Annotated in this window: 26 protein-coding genes; all 26 read right to left on the bottom strand. The window is 66.5% G+C overall.

Going from position 1 to position 17,250, the window contains the following annotated elements; translation table 11 throughout:
* Nucleotides 1–285: 285 nt before the first annotated feature.
* On the bottom strand, nt 286–1,122 hold the full coding sequence (gene map / locus ACFQLX_RS12245; protein ID WP_386414413.1) for a type I methionyl aminopeptidase: 837 nt from the start codon (nt 1,120–1,122) through the stop codon (nt 286–288).
* A gap of 143 nt (nt 1,123–1,265) precedes the next feature.
* Nucleotides 1,266–1,916: an adenylate kinase gene (locus ACFQLX_RS12250; protein WP_386414415.1), complete on the bottom strand. Its 651-nt coding sequence runs from the start codon at nt 1,914–1,916 to the stop codon at nt 1,266–1,268.
* Nucleotides 1,916–3,223: a preprotein translocase subunit SecY gene (gene secY, locus ACFQLX_RS12255; protein ID WP_386414416.1), complete on the bottom strand. Its 1,308-nt coding sequence runs from the start codon at nt 3,221–3,223 to the stop codon at nt 1,916–1,918. Before secY ends, ACFQLX_RS12250 begins: the two co-directional genes overlap by 1 nt.
* 197 nt (nt 3,224–3,420) lie before the next feature.
* Nucleotides 3,421–3,876: a 50S ribosomal protein L15 gene (gene rplO, locus ACFQLX_RS12260; protein WP_386414418.1), complete on the bottom strand. Its 456-nt coding sequence runs from the start codon at nt 3,874–3,876 to the stop codon at nt 3,421–3,423.
* A 1-nt stretch (nt 3,877) separates the two neighbouring features.
* Entirely contained in the window at nt 3,878–4,060 is a 183-nt protein-coding gene (rpmD, locus tag ACFQLX_RS12265) for a 50S ribosomal protein L30 (RefSeq protein ID WP_386414420.1), read from the bottom strand.
* Nucleotides 4,060–4,665, bottom strand: a complete 606-nt coding sequence (gene rpsE / locus ACFQLX_RS12270) for a 30S ribosomal protein S5 (protein ID WP_386414421.1) — start codon at nt 4,663–4,665, stop codon at nt 4,060–4,062. The genes rpmD and rpsE overlap by 1 nt, the downstream gene beginning before the upstream one ends.
* Before the next feature lie 14 nt (nt 4,666–4,679).
* Nucleotides 4,680–5,063 (bottom strand): 50S ribosomal protein L18, encoded by a 384-nt coding sequence (gene rplR, locus ACFQLX_RS12275; RefSeq protein WP_386414422.1) that lies wholly within the window; start codon nt 5,061–5,063, stop codon nt 4,680–4,682.
* Nucleotides 5,064–5,066: 3 nt separating this feature from the next.
* Entirely contained in the window at nt 5,067–5,606 is a 540-nt protein-coding gene (rplF, locus tag ACFQLX_RS12280; RefSeq protein WP_386414423.1) for a 50S ribosomal protein L6, read from the bottom strand.
* Between the two features lie 23 nt (nt 5,607–5,629).
* On the bottom strand, nt 5,630–6,028 hold the full coding sequence (rpsH, locus tag ACFQLX_RS12285) for a 30S ribosomal protein S8 (RefSeq protein WP_386414424.1): 399 nt from the start codon (nt 6,026–6,028) through the stop codon (nt 5,630–5,632).
* A gap of 132 nt (nt 6,029–6,160) precedes the next feature.
* The gene (locus tag ACFQLX_RS12290) at nt 6,161–6,346 is read right to left on the bottom strand and encodes a type Z 30S ribosomal protein S14 (RefSeq protein WP_003956452.1); all 186 of its coding nucleotides are present in this window, start codon (nt 6,344–6,346) and stop codon (nt 6,161–6,163) included.
* Nucleotides 6,347–6,349: 3 nt separating this feature from the next.
* The gene (gene rplE, locus ACFQLX_RS12295) at nt 6,350–6,913 is read right to left on the bottom strand and encodes a 50S ribosomal protein L5 (protein WP_386414425.1); all 564 of its coding nucleotides are present in this window, start codon (nt 6,911–6,913) and stop codon (nt 6,350–6,352) included.
* Entirely contained in the window at nt 6,913–7,236 is a 324-nt protein-coding gene (rplX, locus tag ACFQLX_RS12300; protein WP_386414426.1) for a 50S ribosomal protein L24, read from the bottom strand. Before rplX ends, rplE begins: the two co-directional genes overlap by 1 nt.
* Before the next feature lie 2 nt (nt 7,237–7,238).
* The gene (gene rplN, locus ACFQLX_RS12305) at nt 7,239–7,607 is read right to left on the bottom strand and encodes a 50S ribosomal protein L14 (RefSeq protein ID WP_386414427.1); all 369 of its coding nucleotides are present in this window, start codon (nt 7,605–7,607) and stop codon (nt 7,239–7,241) included.
* A gap of 101 nt (nt 7,608–7,708) precedes the next feature.
* A complete protein-coding gene (gene rpsQ / locus ACFQLX_RS12310; protein ID WP_386414428.1) occupies nt 7,709–7,990 on the bottom strand; it encodes a 30S ribosomal protein S17 in 282 nt (93 codons plus the stop codon).
* A complete protein-coding gene (rpmC, locus tag ACFQLX_RS12315; RefSeq protein ID WP_386414429.1) occupies nt 7,990–8,214 on the bottom strand; it encodes a 50S ribosomal protein L29 in 225 nt (74 codons plus the stop codon). Before rpmC ends, rpsQ begins: the two co-directional genes overlap by 1 nt.
* Complete coding sequence (rplP, locus tag ACFQLX_RS12320; protein ID WP_386414430.1) at nt 8,214–8,633, bottom strand: 50S ribosomal protein L16; 420 nt, start codon at nt 8,631–8,633, stop codon at nt 8,214–8,216. Before rplP ends, rpmC begins: the two co-directional genes overlap by 1 nt.
* Nucleotides 8,634–8,638: 5 nt before the next feature.
* Nucleotides 8,639–9,487 carry a 30S ribosomal protein S3 gene (gene rpsC, locus ACFQLX_RS12325; RefSeq protein WP_386414431.1) on the bottom strand — a complete coding sequence of 283 codons (849 nt, stop codon included), beginning with the start codon at nt 9,485–9,487 and terminating at the stop codon, nt 8,639–8,641.
* Nucleotides 9,487–9,834, bottom strand: a complete 348-nt coding sequence (rplV, locus tag ACFQLX_RS12330; RefSeq protein WP_386414432.1) for a 50S ribosomal protein L22 — start codon at nt 9,832–9,834, stop codon at nt 9,487–9,489. Before rplV ends, rpsC begins: the two co-directional genes overlap by 1 nt.
* Nucleotides 9,835–9,877: 43 nt before the next feature.
* Complete coding sequence (gene rpsS / locus ACFQLX_RS12335) at nt 9,878–10,159, bottom strand: 30S ribosomal protein S19 (RefSeq protein WP_386414434.1); 282 nt, start codon at nt 10,157–10,159, stop codon at nt 9,878–9,880.
* 12 nt (nt 10,160–10,171) lie between these two features.
* Nucleotides 10,172–11,008: a 50S ribosomal protein L2 gene (gene rplB / locus ACFQLX_RS12340; RefSeq protein ID WP_386414435.1), complete on the bottom strand. Its 837-nt coding sequence runs from the start codon at nt 11,006–11,008 to the stop codon at nt 10,172–10,174.
* Between the two features lie 39 nt (nt 11,009–11,047).
* Nucleotides 11,048–11,380, bottom strand: a complete 333-nt coding sequence (gene rplW / locus ACFQLX_RS12345) for a 50S ribosomal protein L23 (RefSeq protein WP_386414436.1) — start codon at nt 11,378–11,380, stop codon at nt 11,048–11,050.
* Nucleotides 11,380–12,054, bottom strand: a complete 675-nt coding sequence (rplD, locus tag ACFQLX_RS12350) for a 50S ribosomal protein L4 (protein WP_386414437.1) — start codon at nt 12,052–12,054, stop codon at nt 11,380–11,382. The genes rplW and rplD overlap by 1 nt, the downstream gene beginning before the upstream one ends.
* A gap of 8 nt (nt 12,055–12,062) precedes the next feature.
* A complete protein-coding gene (gene rplC / locus ACFQLX_RS12355) occupies nt 12,063–12,707 on the bottom strand; it encodes a 50S ribosomal protein L3 (protein WP_386414438.1) in 645 nt (214 codons plus the stop codon).
* A gap of 17 nt (nt 12,708–12,724) precedes the next feature.
* Complete coding sequence (rpsJ, locus tag ACFQLX_RS12360) at nt 12,725–13,033, bottom strand: 30S ribosomal protein S10 (RefSeq protein WP_003948644.1); 309 nt, start codon at nt 13,031–13,033, stop codon at nt 12,725–12,727.
* A gap of 719 nt (nt 13,034–13,752) precedes the next feature.
* A complete protein-coding gene (gene tuf, locus ACFQLX_RS12365; protein ID WP_386414439.1) occupies nt 13,753–14,946 on the bottom strand; it encodes an elongation factor Tu in 1,194 nt (397 codons plus the stop codon).
* 160 nt (nt 14,947–15,106) lie between these two features.
* Complete coding sequence (fusA, locus tag ACFQLX_RS12370; RefSeq protein ID WP_386414440.1) at nt 15,107–17,227, bottom strand: elongation factor G; 2,121 nt, start codon at nt 17,225–17,227, stop codon at nt 15,107–15,109.
* Nucleotides 17,228–17,250 lie beyond the last annotated feature (23 nt).

The following is a 17,250-nucleotide window of genomic DNA, read 5'->3' on the forward strand; positions in this document are numbered from 1 at the left end:
AGCACGAAAGCACCCCACCCAGCCCACCCGGCGGAGCCGACCAGCACGAAAGCACCACCCCCAGCCCGCCCGGCAGAGCCGATCAGCGCGAAAGCACCCCATCCAGCCCACCCGGCGGAGCCGACCAGCGCGAAAGCACCACCTACAGCCCGTCCGGCGTTTGAGGACGAGGCGCGAAGCGCCGATACAGCCCGGCCGGCGTTTGAGGCCAGAGCCGCGAAGCGGCGATCCGGGGGCCCGGGGGCGAAGCCCCCGCAGCGCAACCCGACCAGCCGGCCCCCGAAACTACGCGAGTGGATCGGGAGCCACCGAGACCCCGTACTCCGCCAACTTCGCCCGCCCCCCGTCAACCGCGGTAAGCACCAGCGGCCCATCCTCGGTAAGCGCCACCGAGTGCTCCCAGTGCGACGACCACGACCCGTCATCGGTCTTCACGGTCCACTCGTCCTCAAGCACATGCGTCCGCGCGGTCCCCAGCGAGACCATCGGCTCGATGGCGAGGCAGAACCCGGGGACGAGCTTCGGCCCCTTCCCCCGCCGCCGCTCGACGTAGTTGAGCACATGCGGCTCCATGTGCATCGCCGACCCGATGCCGTGGCCCCCGTACTCCTCGATGATCCCGTAGCGCCCGCCGGCGGGCCGCGGCTGGCGCCGGATGTAGCCCTCGATGGCCTTGGAGACGTCGACGAGCCGGTTGCCCTTGCGCATCGCCGCGATCCCGGCCCACATGGACTCCTCGGTGACCCGGCTCAGCTCGACCAGCTCCGGAGCGTGACCGGAGCCGACGAAGACGGTGATCGCCGCGTCCCCGTGCCAGCCGTCGACGATCGCGCCGGCGTCGATGGAGATGATGTCGCCGTCCGCCAGCACCGTCTCCGCATCGGGGATGCCGTGCACGACCACGTCGTTCACGGAGGTGCAGATGTTGCCGGGGAAGCCCCCGTAGCCGAGGAAGTTCGGCTTCGCCCCGTGATCGGCGAGCACCTTCGCGGCGACCTCGTCCAGCTCCTTGGTGCTCACCCCCGGCTGCGCGGCCTCGGCGCACGCCCGGTGCATCGCGGCGACCACCAACCCCGCCGCGCGCATCTTCGCGATCTGCTCGGGGTTCTTGATCTCCACCATCTCGGTCTGCCGCCCTTTGCACAAAGTCCACTGATACGGATTCCCACGATACGCGCGTCCCGCGAGGAGACGGAAACGCGAAGGACCGGCCCCCGTCCAGTGGACGGAAGGCCGGTCCTTCGCAGCACAGACAGGACAAGCGGTTACGCGGAGGGAAGCGCGTCCATCGACCGCTGCGTGACCTCGGCCACCTTGCCCATCGCGGAGATGGTGGTGACCAGGCCCTGCGCCTTGTAGTAGTCGATGATCGGCTCGGTCTGCGTGTGGTAGACCTCCAGCCGCTTGCGGACGGTCTCCTCGCTGTCGTCGTCACGCTGGTACAGCTCGCCGCCGCAGGCGTCGCAGACGCCCTCGGCCTCGGGCGCGTTGTACACGACGTGGAAGACGTGCGCGCTGTCGTTGCGGCAGATGCGGCGACCCGCGATCCGCTTGACGACCTCGTCCTCGGGGACCTCCAGGTCCAGCACGGCGTCGATCTTCATGCCGGCGTCCTGGAGCATCGCGTCCAGGGCCTCGGCCTGGGCGACGTTGCGCGGGAAGCCGTCGAGCAGGAAGCCCCCCGCGGCGTCCGGCTGCTCCATGCGGTCCTTGGCCATGCCGATCGTGACCTCGTCGGGCACCAGCTGTCCCGCGTCCATGTAGGACTTGGCGCGCAGCCCGAGCTCGGTGCCCTGGCTGATGTTCGCGCGGAACAGGTCGCCCGTGGAGATATGCGGGATCGACAGGTTGTTGGCAAGGTACGCGGCCTGCGTACCCTTGCCCGCACCCGGCGGTCCGACGAGGACGATTCGCATCAGCGGAGGAACCCTTCGTAATTACGCTGCTGAAGCTGACTCTCGATCTGCTTCACAGTCTCAAGGCCGACACCCACGATGATCAGGATGCTCGTGCCACCGAACGGGAAGTTCTGATCGGCTTTGAACAGAACCAGCGCCACCGTCGGTACCAGGGCGATAAGCCCGAGGTAGAGGGAGCCCGGCCAGGTGATGCGGTTGAGCACGTAGCTCAGGTACTCCGCGGTCGGACGCCCGGCCCGGATGCCCGGGATGAAACCACCATACTTCTTCATGTTGTCGGCAACTTCCTCGGGGTTGAACGTGATCGCCACGTAGAAGAAGGCGAAGAACACGATCATGAGGAAGTACAACGTGATGTACCAGGGCGAGCTGGTCTTGACCAGGTTCCCCTCGACCCAGTTCGCCCAGCCCGCGTTGGAGCCGGTGAACTGCACGATGAGCGCCGGGATGTAGAGCAGCGACGAGGCGAAGATGACGGGGATGATGCCCGCCTGGTTGATCTTCAGCGGGATGTACGTCGATGTACCCCCGTAGGAGCGGCGCCCGATCTGGCGCTTGGCGTACTGCACCGGGATGCGGCGCTGCGCCTGCTCCACGAAGACCACCAGGGCCACCATCACGAGTCCCAGGGCGATGACGACGATGAACTCGCCCCAGCCGTCGGCGATCTTGCCGGACTGCTTGATCGCCCACAGGGCGCCGGGGAAGCCGGCCGCGATGGAGACGAACATCAGCATCGACATGCCGTTGCCGATCCCGCGGTCGGTGATCAGCTCACCGAGCCACATGATCAGCGCGGTGCCGGCGGTCATCGTGATGACCATGACGATCGTCGTGAAGATCGAGTCGTCCGGGATGATCTCCGCCTGGCAGTTCGGGAAGAGCGAGCCGCTGCGGGCGGTGGCCACCAGGCCGGTGCCCTGCAGGATCGCCAGCGCGACCGTCAGGTAACGGGTGTACTGCGTGATCTTCGTGGTCCCGGACTGGCCCTCCTTCTTGAGGTCCTCAAGGCGCGGGATGACCACGGTCAGCAGCTGGAGGATGATGCTCGCCGTGATGTACGGCATGACCCCGAGCGCGAAGATGGTCAGCTGCAGAAGCGCGCCGCCGGAGAACATGTTGACGAGACCGAAGAGCCCGGAGGTGGCCTCGATCTGCGACATGCACGTATTGACGGCTTCGTAGCTGACGCCCGGCAACGGGACGTGCGCACCGAGTCGGAAGAGCACGATGATGCCCAGCACGAACAGCAGCTTCTTGCGCAGGTCGGGTGTCTGGAACGCCCGGGCGAACGCGGTGAGCACGGTGCCTCCTGCGGCCCCCATGTGTGTGCACAGGGGCTGACGGTCATGAGTTCAACGGATTAAATTCGGTCAAATGCCGTTTGTCGTACGGGTGATACGACACACGACGGTGCACGCCACCCTACCCGGCACTGTGCCCGGGGCGGAACGACCAACCGGGGTCGCCCTTACAGGACGACCCCGGTTGTTCGTCACACTCAGACGAGCTCCGTCACGGAGCCGCCCGCTGCCACGATCTTCGCCTTGGCGGATTCCGAGACCTTGTCGACGGCCACGGTCAGCGCCACGGTGATCTCGCCCTGGCCCAGGACCTTGACGAGGCTGTTCTTGCGCACGGCACCCTTGGCGACCAGGTCGGCCACGGTGACCTCGCCACCCTCCGGGTAGAGGGAGGCGAGCTTGTCCAGGTTCACGACCTGGTACTCGGTGCGGAACGGGTTCTTGAAGCCCTTGAGCTTCGGGAGCCGCATGTGGAGGGGCATCTGCCCGCCCTCGAAGCGGTCCGGAACCTGGTAACGGGCCTTGGTGCCCTTGGTGCCACGACCGGCCGTCTTACCCTTCGACGCCTCACCACGACCGACACGGGTCTTCGCGGTCTTGGCGCCGGGGGCGGGACGGAGGTTGTGGACCTTCAGCGGGTTGTTCTCCGCCATATCAGTCGACCTCCTCGACCGTCACGAGGTGGCGGACGGTCTGCACCATGCCGCGGATCTCGGGGCGGTCCTCCTTGACGACGCTGTCGTGCAGGCGCTTGAGGCCCAGCGAACGAAGCGTGTCGCGGTGGTTCTGCTTGCTACCGATGTAGGACTTGGTCTGGGTGATCTTGAGCTGCGCCATTACGCACTCACCCCGGCCCGCGCCCGCAGCAGTGCGGCGGGAGCAACGTCCTCAAGCGGCAGGCCACGACGGGCCGCGATCTCCTCGGGGCGCTGCAGGCCCTTCAGAGCGGCCACCGTGGCGTGCACGATGTTGATCGGGTTGGACGAGCCGAGCGACTTGCTCAGCACGTCGTGGATGCCGGCGCACTCCAGCACCGCGCGCACCGGGCCACCGGCGATGACACCGGTACCGGGGGACGCGGGCTTGAGCAGGACGACGCCCGCCGCTTCCTCACCCTGGATCGGGTGGGGAATGGTGCCCTGGATACGGGGGACCTTGAAGAAGTTGCGCTTGGCCTGCTCCACACCCTTGGCGATCGCGGCCGGCACCTCCTTCGCCTTGCCGTAACCGACACCCACGGTGCCGTCACCATCGCCCACCACGACCAGCGCGGTGAAGCTGAAGCGACGACCACCCTTCACTACCTTGGCAACGCGGTTGATCGCGACAACGCGCTCAACGTAAGCGGTCTTCTCGGCGGCAGCAGCGCCACCGTCACGGCCCTTTCGGTCCCGCCGCTCGCCGCCGCCGGCGCCGCCACCGCGGCGCTGGGGTCCAGCCATTGGTCTACCCTCTCTCAGAACTTCAGCCCGGCTTCGCGGGCGGCGTCGGCCAGGGCAGCGATGCGCCCGGCGTACCTGTTGCCACCGCGGTCGAAGACCACGGCCTCGACACCCGCAGCCTTGGCGCGCTCGGCGACCAGGGCACCCACCTGCTGGGCAACCGCGGTCTTGTCACCCTCGGCACCGCGGATGGCCGCGTCCATCGACGACGCGGAGGCCAGCGTGTGGCCCGCGATGTCGTCGACGACCTGCGCCACCATGTGGCGGTTCGAGCGCGTCACGACGAGACGGGGACGCTCCGGCGTACCGGAGACCGTCTTGCGGACGCGGATGTGACGGCGGGTGCGTGCGACACGCTTGTACGCGTCGCCCTTGGCGATCTTCACACCGTATGCCATGGCTTACTTACCAGCCTTTCCGACCTTGCGGCGGATGACTTCGCCTTCGTACTTGACGCCCTTGGCCTTGTACGGGTCGGGCTTGCGGAGCTTGCGGATCTTCGCCGCGACCTCGCCGACCTTCTGCTTGTCGATGCCCTCGACGCTGAAGCGCGTCGGAGCCTCGACCTTGAAGGTGATGCCCTCGGGGGCCTCGACGAGGATCGGGTGGCTGTAGCCCAGCGAGAACTCGAGGTCCGAGCCCTTCGCGAGGACACGGTAACCAACACCGCTGATCTCGAGCTTCTTGATGTAGCCCTGGGTCACGCCGGTGACCATGTTCGCCACCAGCGTGCGGGACAGGCCGTGGAGGGCCTTGTTCTTGCGCTCGTCGTTCGGGCGGGAGACGACGATGGTGCCGTCCTCGTCCCGGGCGACCTCGATGGGCGCGGCAACGGTGTGCGAGAGGGAACCCTTGGGGCCCTTCACGGCGACCGTACGGCCATCGATGGTGACGTCCACACCGGCGGGAACCTGAACGGGCAGCTTGCCAATACGCGACATGTTGCTATTCCTCCGTTCCCGGATTACCAGACGTAGGCGAGGACTTCCCCACCCACGCCCTTCTTGTTCGCCTGCTTGTCGGTGAGGAGACCGTGGGACGTGGAGATGATCGCCACGCCCAGGCCGCCCAGCACGCGGGGCAGGTTGGTGGACTTTGCGTAGACCCGCAGGCCCGGCTTCGAGATGCGCTTGATGCCGGCAATCGAACGCTCGCGGTTGGGGCCGAACTTCAGCTCCAGCACGAGGCTCTTGCCGACCTCGGCGTCCTCGACGCTCCAGCCGGTGATGTAGCCCTCCTGCTGGAGGATCTCCGCGATGTGCGACTTGATCTTGCTGTGCGGCATCGCCACGGAGTCGTGGTACGCCGAGTTGGCGTTCCGCAGACGCGTGAGCATGTCCGCAATGGGGTCAGTCATGGTCATGTGATGGCCTTCGGCCTCTCTCGCCGCGGTTTCCTGTCTGCTCCGTCCCTCTCCCCCGCGCACGGGGCGCGGAGGCGGGTGTGGAACGGGGACCTACGGCGTAGTAGATGGTCTTTACCGAGAACTGCTGGATTACCAGGAGCTCTTGGTCACGCCCGGCAGCTCGCCGCGGTGCGCCATCTCACGGAGGCACACACGGCACAGGCCGAACTTGCGGTACACGGAGTGGGGCCGGCCACAACGCTGGCAGCGCGTGTAGGCACGCACGCCGAACTTGGGCTTACGGGCGGCCTTGGCAATGAGAGCCTTCTTCGCCACGGCTCACGCCTCCTTGAACGGGAAGCCGAGGTGACGGAGGAGGGCACGGCCCTCTTCGTCGTTGGTCGCCGTGGTCACCACGGTGATGTCCATACCCCGGGTACGGTCGATCTTGTCCTGGTCGATCTCGTGGAACATGACCTGCTCCGTGAGACCGAAGGTGTAGTTGCCGCGGCCGTCGAACTGCTTCGGCGACAGACCACGGAAGTCGCGGATGCGCGGGAGCGCGAGCGACAGCAGACGGTCCAGGAACTCCCACATCCGGTCACCGCGGAGGGTGACGTGGGCGCCGATCGGCTGGCCCTCACGCAGCTTGAACTGCGCGATGGACTTGCGGGCCTTCGTCACGGACGGCTTCTGACCGGTGATCGTGGTGAGGTCGCGGATGGCGCCCTCGATCAGCTTGGAGTCGCGGGCGGCGTCGCCCACACCCATGTTGACCACGATCTTGACGAGGCCGGGGATCTGCATGACGTTCTCGATCGAGAACTCTTCCTGCAGCTTGCCCGCGATCTCCTCGCGGTACCGCGTCTTGAGACGGGGCGCGGTGGCAGTGGTGGCAGTCATCAGATGTCCTCACCGGTCCGCTTGGCAACGCGGATCTTGTTGCCGTTGTCATCGAAGCGGTAGCCGACGCGGGTCACGACCTTGTTGCCGTCCTTCTCCACGACCAGCTGGACGTTGGAGACGTGGACGGGGGCCTCGGTGGTGATGATGCCGCCGGTCTTGGACCCGCGGCTGCTCTGGCCGACCTTGGTGTGCTTCTTGACCCGGTTGACACCCTCGACCAGGACGCGCTCGTCAACGGGGAAGGCCTGGATGACCTTGCCCTGCTTGCCCTTGTCCTTGCCGGTGATGACCTGAACCAGGTCGCCCTTCTTGATCTTCATGCTTACAGCACCTCCGGCGCGAGCGAGATGATCTTCATGAACTTCTTCTCGCGCAGCTCTCGACCCACCGGGCCGAAGATGCGGGTGCCGCGCGGGTCGCCATCGTTCTTGAGGATGACGGCCGCGTTCTCGTCGAAGCGGATGTACGAGCCGTCGGGACGGCGGCGCTCCTTGGCGGCGCGAACGATGACCGCCTTGACGACGTCACCCTTCTTCACGTTGCCACCGGGGATCGCGTCCTTGACGGTGGCGACGATGACGTCGCCGATGCCCGCGTAGCGGCGACCGGAACCACCGAGAACACGGATGCAGAGGATTTCCTTCGCACCGGTGTTGTCGGCGATCTTGAGTCGCGACTCCTGCTGGATCACGTCTATCTCCTGATCGTCTGCCGGTTCCCGCCGGGGCTTCCCTTGCGGTCAGCCCCGGCGAGCCTGGCGGAACAAAGTTCTGCGGATCTCCCGCAGAACGCTTACTTGGCCTTCTCGAGGATCTTGACGACGCGCCACCGCTTGGTGGCGGACAGCGGCCGGGTCTCCATCAGGAGGACGCGGTCGCCGACGCCGGCGGCGTTCTGCTCGTCGTGCGCCTTGAGCTTGTTCGTACGGCGGATGACCTTGCCGTACAGCGCGTGCTTGACGCGGTCCTCGACAGCGACGACGACGGTCTTGTCCATCTTGTCGCTGACGACGAGACCCTCGCGGGTCTTGCGGTCGTTCCGGGAAACGGTCTCAGTCACATTCTTCTCGCTCATCAGGCGCTCTCCACCGTCTCGATGCCCAGCTCGCGCTCGCGCATCAGGGTGTAGATCCGGGCGATGTCCTTGCGGACGGCCTTGAGCCGGCCGTGGTTCTCGAGCTGCCCGGTCGCCGCCTGGAAGCGGAGGTTGAACAGCTCTTCCTTGGCCTCACGCAGCTTCGCGACGAGGTCCTCGTCATTCAGCTGGCGCAGCTCGGTTGCCTTAGTAACGGCAGCCATCACGCGTCACCTGCCTCGCGCCGGACGATCCGGCACTTCATCGGAAGCTTGTGGGCGGCGCGGGTCAGCGCCTCCTTAGCAACCTTTTCGTTCGGGTAGGACAGCTCGAACATCACCCGGCCCGGGTGAACGTTCGCGACCCACCACTCCGGCGAACCCTTACCGGAACCCATGCGGGTCTCGGCAGGCTTCTTCGTGAGCGGGCGGTCCGGGTAGATGTTGATCCAGACCTTGCCGCCACGCTTGATGTGACGGGTCATGGCGATACGAGCTGCCTCGATCTGCCTGTTCGTCACGTACGCGGGGGTCACGGCCTGGATGCCGTACTCACCGAAAGCCAGCTCCGTGCCGCCCTTCGCCATACCGCGGCGCTTGGGGTGGTGCTGCTTGCGGTGCTTGACCCGACGGGGGATCAGCATGAGGGTCAGGCCTCCGTTCCAGTGCTCTCAGCAGCCGGAGCAGCGGTGGCCTCGGCCTTGGGGGCCTCGGCTGCCGGAGCGGACTGCTGCGGGCGACGGCCGCCGCGCTCGCCACCGCGGCCACCACGCTCGCCACCGCGGCCACCACGGCCGGCGGGACGGTCGGCGCCACCACGGGCCGGGCGGTTGCCGGCGCGGGCAGCGGCGTTCTCAGCGCGGACCTCGGCGATGTTCTTGACGTCGCCCTTGTAGATCCAGACCTTCACGCCGATACGGCCGAAGGTCGTCTTGGCCTCGAAGAACCCGTAGTCGACGTTCGCACGGAGCGTGTGCAGGGGCACACGGCCCTCGCGGTAGAACTCCGAACGCGACATCTCGGCACCGCCGAGACGACCGCCACACTGGATCTTGATGCCCTTGGCGCCGGCCTTCATCGCCGCCTGCATGCTCTTGCGCATGGCGCGACGGAAGGAGACGCGGGAGGAGAGCTGCTCGGCGACGGCCTGAGCAACCAGCTGCGCATCGGTCTCGGGGTTCTTGACCTCGAGGATGTTCAGCTGGACCTGCTTGCCCGTGAGCTTCTCCAGGTCGCCGCGGATACGGTCGGCCTCCGCGCCGCGACGGCCGATGACGATGCCCGGCCGGGCGGTGTGGATGTCGACGCGGACGCGGTCGCGGGTGCGCTCGATCTCAACCTTCGAGATGCCGGCCCGCTCCATGCCCTGCGTCATCATCCGGCGGATGGCGACGTCTTCCTTGACGTAGTCCTTGTACAGCTTGTCGGCGTACCAGCGCGACTTGAAGTCGGTGGTGATGCCGAGCCGGAACCCGTGCGGGTTTACCTTCTGGCCCATTACCGGGTTCCTTCCTTGCTGCTGACGACCACGGTGATGTGGCTGGTCCGCTTACGGATCCGGTAGGCACGGCCCTGGGCGCGCGGCCGGAACCGCTTCAGGGTCGGACCCTCGTCGACGTACGCCTCAGTGATGACGAGGCTGTCGGCGTCGGTGTGGTCGTAGTTGTGCGCGGCGTTGGCGATGGCGCTGTCCAGCACCTTGCCGACCGGCACGCTCGCGGCCTGCGGGGCGAAACGCAGGACCGCCTGAGCCTCCGTGGCATCCATGCCACGGATAAGGTCCACCACGCGGCGGGCCTTCATGGGCGTGACGCGAACGAATCGCGCCCGGGCCATGGCATCCATGGTTGTCCCTTCGGAATTAGTCATAGTCTTCGCACCCCGCCCGTCAGCGACGCTTCGACTTGCGGTCGTCCTTGACGTGGCCGCGGAAGGTGCGGGTCGGCGCAAACTCGCCGAGCTTGTGGCCGACCATCGACTCAGTGACGAACACCGGGACGTGCTTACGGCCGTCGTGCACCGCGATGGTGTGACCCAGCATCGCCGGGACGATCATCGAGCGGCGGGACCAGGTCTTGATGACGTTCTTGGTGCCTGCTTCGTTCTGGACATCCACCTTCTTGATCAGGTGGTCGTCGACGAAGGGCCCCTTCTTGAGACTGCGCGGCATCTAAACCCGCTCCTAGCGCTTCTTGTTCGTCTTGCGGCGGCGGACGATGTACTTGCTGCTCGCCTTCTTCGGCGAACGCGTACGACCTTCCTTCTTGCCCCAGGGCGAGACCGGGTGGCGACCACCGGAAGTCTTGCCCTCACCACCACCGTGCGGGTGGTCAACCGGGTTCATCACGACACCACGCACGGTCGGGCGGACGCCCTTCCAGCGCATACGGCCGGCCTTGCCCCAGTTGATGTTCGACTGCTCGGCGTTGCCGACCTCGCCGACGGTGGCGCGGCAGCGCACGTCGACCAGGCGGATCTCACCGGACGGCATCCGGAGGTGCGCCATGGCGCCCTCCTTCGCCAGCAGCTGCACCGAGGAACCGGCGGAGCGGGCGATCTTCGCACCGCCGCCGGGACGCATCTCGATGGCGTGGATCGTCGTACCGACCGGGATGTTGCGCAGGGGCAGCGCGTTACCCGGCTTGATGTCGGCCCCGGGGCCGTTCTCGATCCGCTGGCCCTGGATCAGGCCCGCCGGAGCGAGGATGTAGCGCTTCTCGCCGTCCGCGTAGTGCAGAAGTGCGATGCGAGCGGTGCGGTTGGGGTCGTACTCGATGTGCGCGACCTTCGCCGGCACGCCGTCCTTGTCGTGACGACGGAAGTCGATCACTCGGTAGGCGCGCTTGTGGCCACCGCCCTGGTGGCGAACGGTCACACGACCGGAATTGTTACGGCCGCCCTTGCTGTGCAGCGGGCGAACCAGCGACTTCTCCGGCGTGGACCGCGTGATCTCGACGAAGTCGGCGACGCTGGCGCCACGACGGCCAGGAGTCGTCGGCTTGTACTTGCGGATTCCCATTTCTCAGTCCTCGTCCGATATCGGACGGTCCTGCCTCCGTTAGGAGGCCGGACCGCCGAAGATGTCGATACGGTCGCCCTCGGCGAGGGTCACGATGGCGCGCTTGGTGTTCGCGCGCTTGCCGAAGCCGGTGCGGGTGCGCTTGCGCTTGCCCTGCCGGTTGATCGTGTTCACGCCAGTGACGGTGACCTGGAAGACCGCCTCGACGGCCTGCCGGATCTGGGTCTTGTTGGCACGCGGGTCGACGATGAACGTGTACTTGTTCTCGTCGAGCAGCGCGTAGCTCTTCTCGGAGACGACCGGCTTCAGCAGGATGTCACGGGGGTCCGTGTAGGTCTTGCTGGTGACGGTCGCCGTGGTGGTCTCACTCATCAGGCGTCGCTCCCATCGAGCTCAGCCTCGGTCGCGACAGCCTTCGCGGCGGCAACGGGGCCGGCCACGAAACGCTCGAAAGCAGCCTGGGTGAAGACCACGTCGTCGGAGATGAGCACGTCGTAGGTGTTCAGCTGACCGGCATCCAGGATGTGGACGTCGGGCAGGTTGCGGGCGGAGAGCCACGCGGCCTCGTCGCCGTGCTCGATGACCAGCAGGACGTTCTTACGGTCGCTGATCTTGCCGAGCAGGCTCTTGGCGGCCTTGGTGGACACCGCGCCGTCGACCACGCCGGTGATGACGTGGATGCGGTTGTGGCGGGCCCGGTCGGTGAGGGCACCGCGCAGGGCGGCGGCCTTCATCTTCTTGGGCGTCCGCTGCGAGTAGTCACGCGGCTGCGGGCCGTGGACGACGCCACCGCCGGCGAACTGCGGTGCGCGGGTCGAACCCTGACGGGCGCGACCGGTGCCCTTCTGGCGGTACGGCTTGCGGCCGCCGCCTCGGACCTCTGCGCGGGTCTTGGTCTTGTGCGTGCCCTGACGGGCCGCGGCCAGCTGCGCGACGACGACCTGGTGGATCAGCGGAATGCTGACCTTGGCGTCGAAGATCTCCGAGGGGAGCTCGACGCTACCGGCCTTGTCGCCAGCGGGCGAAAGGATGTCAATGGTGCTCATCGGTTACCTCAGGCCCCCTTGGCCGCAGTACGGACCAGGACGAGGCCGCCGTTCGGACCAGGAACCGCACCCTTGATCAGGATGAGGCCCTTCTCCGCGTCAACGGCGTGGACGGTCAGGTTCTGGGTGGTGACGCGCTCGTTGCCCATGCGGCCGGCCATCTTCATACCCTTGAAGACGCGACCCGGGGTGGCGCAGCCACCGATCGAGCCCGGCTTGCGGTGCACGCGGTGGGCGCCGTGCGAGGCCTTGCCACCGGCGAAGCCGTGACGCTTCATGACGCCGGCGAAGCCCTTGCCCTTGCTCTTGCCGGTCACGTCGACCTTGATGCCGGACTCGAAGACCTCGGCCGTGACTTCCTGACCGAGCGTGTACTCGGAGGCGTCGTTCGTCCGGACCTCGACGAGGTGGCGGCGGGGGGTGACGTCGGCCTTGGCGAAGTGGCCCTTGAGGGGCTTGTTCACCTTGCGCGGGTCGATCTCGCCGAAGGCGATCTGGACGGAGTCGTAGCCGTCCTTGTCAGCGGTGTGCACCTGGGTCACGACGCAGGGGCCGGCCTTGACGACGGTGACGGGGACGATGCGGTTGTTCTCGTCCCAGACCTGCGTCATGCCGAGCTTCTCGCCCAGGATGCCCTTGATCTGCTTAGCCATCTTCTCGTTCACCCGCCTCAGAGCTTGATCTCGATGTCGACACCGGCCGGGAGGTCGAGTCGCATCAGAGAGTCAACGGTCTTCGGAGTCGGGTCGAGGATGTCGATCAGGCGCTTGTGCGTGCGCATCTCGAAGTGCTCGCGCGAGTCCTTGTACTTGTGCGGCGACTTGATGACGCAGTACACGTTCTTCTCGGTGGGGAGCGGCACCGGGCCCGCGACCGACGCACCAGTACGGGTCACCGTCTCGACGATCTTCTTCGCCGAAGAGTCGATGACCTCGTGGTCGTAGGCCTTGAGCCGGATGCGGATCTTCTGTCCCGCCATCTCAGCAGAGTCCTGTCTCTCATCTCGCTCTGGTCCGGTGAACGCTTTCGCCGACCCACGCGGTCGGGCGTGTCGCCATCCTCCCCGTACTCCACCCCGGGGAAGTTTCCCAAGGGGGGATGTGGGGGACGATCCCACCGGAGCCTGGCTGGAGCCCCGCCCACGCTTCCCGGAAGATTCCCGCATTTCCGCCCCTGACAAGGGACGACGAATGCACTGGGACTCGCTTCCGGTCCTCCCGGCGGGAGGCGCGCAGCATCGGCAGCCAACCGAGCAACCTGGCTAGTGTGCCATACACCGGCGGACCGACGCCAATCGGCCCTATATCACGGCGTACGCCCACCAACGAGGCACAGCCCACTCCTCCCCCACCCACCACGCAGCGCACCCGGCCCGACCGGCGCTTGAAGCCAGACGCGAAGCACCACTCCCAGCCCGACCGACGCTTGAAGCCAGACGCGAAGCACCACTCCCAGCCCGGCCGGCCCGCGGGCGGAACCCGCCATCGGATGCAGCGAGGCCGAGGCGCGAAGCGCCGATGAAGCCCGGCCGGCGTTTGAGGCCAGAGCCGCGAAGCGGCGATTCGGGGGGCCGGGGGCGAAGCCCCCGCAGCGCAACGCAACCAGCCGACCCCCGCACACCCCAAACGCCGGGAACCCCGCCCCACCGGAGGTGATCCGGTGGAACGGGGTCCCAGCAACGCGCCTACACGCGGAGGGTCACTTGAGAATCTTCGTGACCTGACCGGCGCCGACCGTACGCCCACCCTCACGGATGGCGAACTTCAGGCCCTCCTCCATGGCGATGGGCTGGATCAGCTCAACGCGCATGTCGGTGTTGTCGCCCGGCATGACCATCTCGGTGCCCTCGGGGAGGTGCACGACACCGGTCACGTCGGTCGTCCGGAAGTAGAACTGCGGACGGTAGTTGTTGAAGAACGGCGTGTGACGGCCACCCTCGTCCTTGGACAGGATGTACGCGGTCGCCTCGAACTCGGTGTGCGGCGTGACCGACCCCGGCTTGATGATGACCTGGCCGCGCTCGACGTCCTCGCGCTTGATGCCACGGAGGAGCAGACCGACGTTCTCACCGGCCTGGCCCTCGTCGAGCAGCTTGCGGAACATCTCGATGCCGGTGACCGTGGTGGTGGTCTTCTCCGGACGGATGCCGATGATGTCGACGGTCTCGTTGACCTTCAGGACACCACGCTCGATACGACCGGTGACGACGGTGCCACGACCGGTGATCGTGAAGACGTCCTCGACGGGCATGAGGAACGGCTTGTCGACGTCACGCTCGGGCGTCGGGATCGACTCGTCGACGGCGGCCATCAGGTCGAGGACCGTCTGGCCCCACTCCTTGTCGCCCTCGAGCGCCTTCAGAGCGGAGACCTTGACGACGGGAAGGTCGTCGCCCGGGAACTCGTACTCGGTGAGGAGCTCACGGACCTCGAGCTCGACGAGCTCCAGGATCTCCTCGTCGTCCACCATGTCGGCCTTGTTCAGCGCGACGACGATGTAGGGGACGCCGACCTGGCGGGCCAGGAGCACGTGCTCCTTGGTCTGCGGCATCGGGCCGTCGGTGGCGGCGACCACCAGGATGGCGCCGTCCATCTGCGCCGCACCGGTGATCATGTTCTTGATGTAGTCAGCGTGACCGGGGCAGTCGACGTGGGCGTAGTGGCGGCCCTCCGTCTGGTACTCGACGTGCGCGATCGAGATCGTGATACCGCGCTGACGCTCCTCAGGAGCCTTGTCGATCTGGTCAAACGCCGAGGCCTCGTTGAGGTCGGGGTACGCGTCGTGCAGCACCTTGGTGATCGCAGCGGTAAGGGTCGTCTTACCGTGGTCGATGTGACCGATGGTGCCGATGTTGACGTGCGGCTTAGTCCGCTCGAACTTCGCCTTCGCCACGGGATCCTCCTGTGGAGTGGTTCTGTACGCCTCTACTCATCGGCGCCAGGTGAACTTTTGCTGGGGGCCGGCTGCCGGGGCCCGCCGCGGGCCACCTGGTCGTACGACCGGATGACCTGCGGCGGATCGCCCCGTAAGCCCTTTTGCTACAGCCTAAGGGTTATTCGCCCTTGGCCTTCGCGATGATCTCCTCCGCGACGTTCCTGGGAACCTCGGCGTAGGAGTCGAACTGCATGGAGTAGCTTGCGCGACCAGAGGTCTTGCTGCGCAGGTCACCCACGTAACCGAACATCTCCGACAGCGGAACCAGGCCCGTGACGAGCTTGGCGCCGTGGCGGTCCTCCATGGACTGGATCTGACCGCGGCGGGAGTTGATGTCGCCGATCACATCGCCCATGTAGTCCTCGGGCGTCGTGACCTCGACCTTCATCATCGGCTCGAGCAGGGCCGGGCTGGCCTTGCGGGCGGCCTCCTTGAAGGCCATCGAACCGGCGATCTTGAAGGCCATCTCGGAGGAGTCGACCTCGTGGTAGCCACCGTCGAGAAGGATGACCTTGACACCCGTGAGCGGGTAGCCCGCGAGGATGCCGAACTCCATGGCCTCCTGGCAACCGGCGTCCACGGACGGGATGTACTCCCGCGGGATACGGCCACCGGTGACCTTGTTCTCGAACTCGTAGCCGTCGCCCTCGAGAGGCTCGAGCGCGATCTGCACCTTCGCGAACTGACCGGAACCGCCGGTCTGCTTCTTGTGGGTGTAGTCCAGGCGCTCGACCGGCTTGCGAAGCGTCTCACGGTAGGCCACCTGCGGCTTACCGACGTTCGCCTCGACCTTGAACTCGCGGCGCATACGGTCCACGAGGATGTCGAGGTGAAGCTCGCCCATGCCGGCGATGATCGTCTGACCGGTCTCCTCGTCGGTGTGCACCTTGAAGGAGGGGTCCTCCTCGGCCAGGCGCTGGATCGCCGTGCCGAGCTTCTCCTGGTCGCCCTTGGACTTCGGCTCGATGGCGACCTGGATCACCGGGGCCGGGAAGTCCATGGACTCGAGGATGACGGGCTTCGCCGGGTCGCAGAGGGTCTCACCGGTGGTGGTCTGCTTCAGACCCATGACGGCGACGATGTCGCCGGCGCCCACCGACTCGATCTCCTCACGCTTGTTGGCGTGCATCCGGTAGATCTTGCCGATCCGCTCCTTGCGGCCCTTCACGGAGTTCAGGACCGCGGAACCCGCCTCCAGGCGACCGGAGTAGATCCGGACGAAGGTGAGCTTGCCGAGGTGCGGGTCGCTGGCGATCTTGAACGCCAGCGCCGACATCGGCTCCTCTTCGGACGGCTTGCGCAGGATGACCTTCTCCGGGTCGCTGACGTCGTGGCCCTCGATGGCCTCGATGTCGATCGGAGAGGGCAGGTAGCGCACGACCGCGTCGAGCAGGGGCTGGACACCCTTGTTCTTGAACGCGGTACCGCAGAAGACGGGGGTGACGGTGGCGCCGTCGCCCTTGCCGGAGTTGATGGTGACCCGGCGGATCGCCGCGTACAGCTGCTCCTCGGTGGGCTCGACGCCCTCGAGGTACAGCTCCATCATCTCCTCGTCGTTCTCGGCCACGGTCTCGAGGAGCTTGCCGCGGTACTCGTCCGCCGCCTCGATGTGCGTGTCCGGGATGTCGACGACCTCGTACTTCTCACCGAGGGCGGTGTCGGCCGACCAGACCAGGGCCTTCATGCGGACGAGGTCGACCACGCCGCGGAAGTCCATCTCGGTGCCGATGGGCAGCTGCATCACGATCGGGGTCGCGCCGAGGCGGTCCTCGATCATGTCGACGCAGCGGTGGAACTCGGCACCGGTCCGGTCGAGCTTGTTGATGAAGCAGATCCGCGGCACGCCGTAGCGGTCCGCCTGGCGCCACACCGTCTCCGACTGGGGCTCCACGCCGGCCACCCCGTCGAACACCGTCACAGCACCGTCCAGGACGCGCAGCGAGCGCTCCACCTCGACCGTGAAGTCGACGTGGCCCGGAGTGTCGATGATGTTGATGGTGTAGTCGACGTCGTTGAGCGGCCAGTGGCAGGTCGTCGCGGCGGACGTGATCGTGATGCCGCGCTCCTGCTCCTGCTCCATCCAGTCCATCGTGGCAGCGCCGTCGTGGACCTCACCGATCTTGTACGAGACACCGGTGTAGTACAGGATCCGCTCGGTGGTCGTCGTCTTGCCCGCGTCGATGTGGGCCATGATCCCGATGTTGCGGACCTTGGCCAGGTCAAGCGAAGTGGTGGCCATCTTGGCTCAGTCTTCTCTCTCGT

The sequence above is a fragment of the Streptomyces polyrhachis genome (assembly GCF_042663125.1).
Taxonomy (GTDB): Bacteria; Actinomycetota; Actinomycetes; order Streptomycetales; family Streptomycetaceae; genus Streptomyces; species Streptomyces polyrhachii.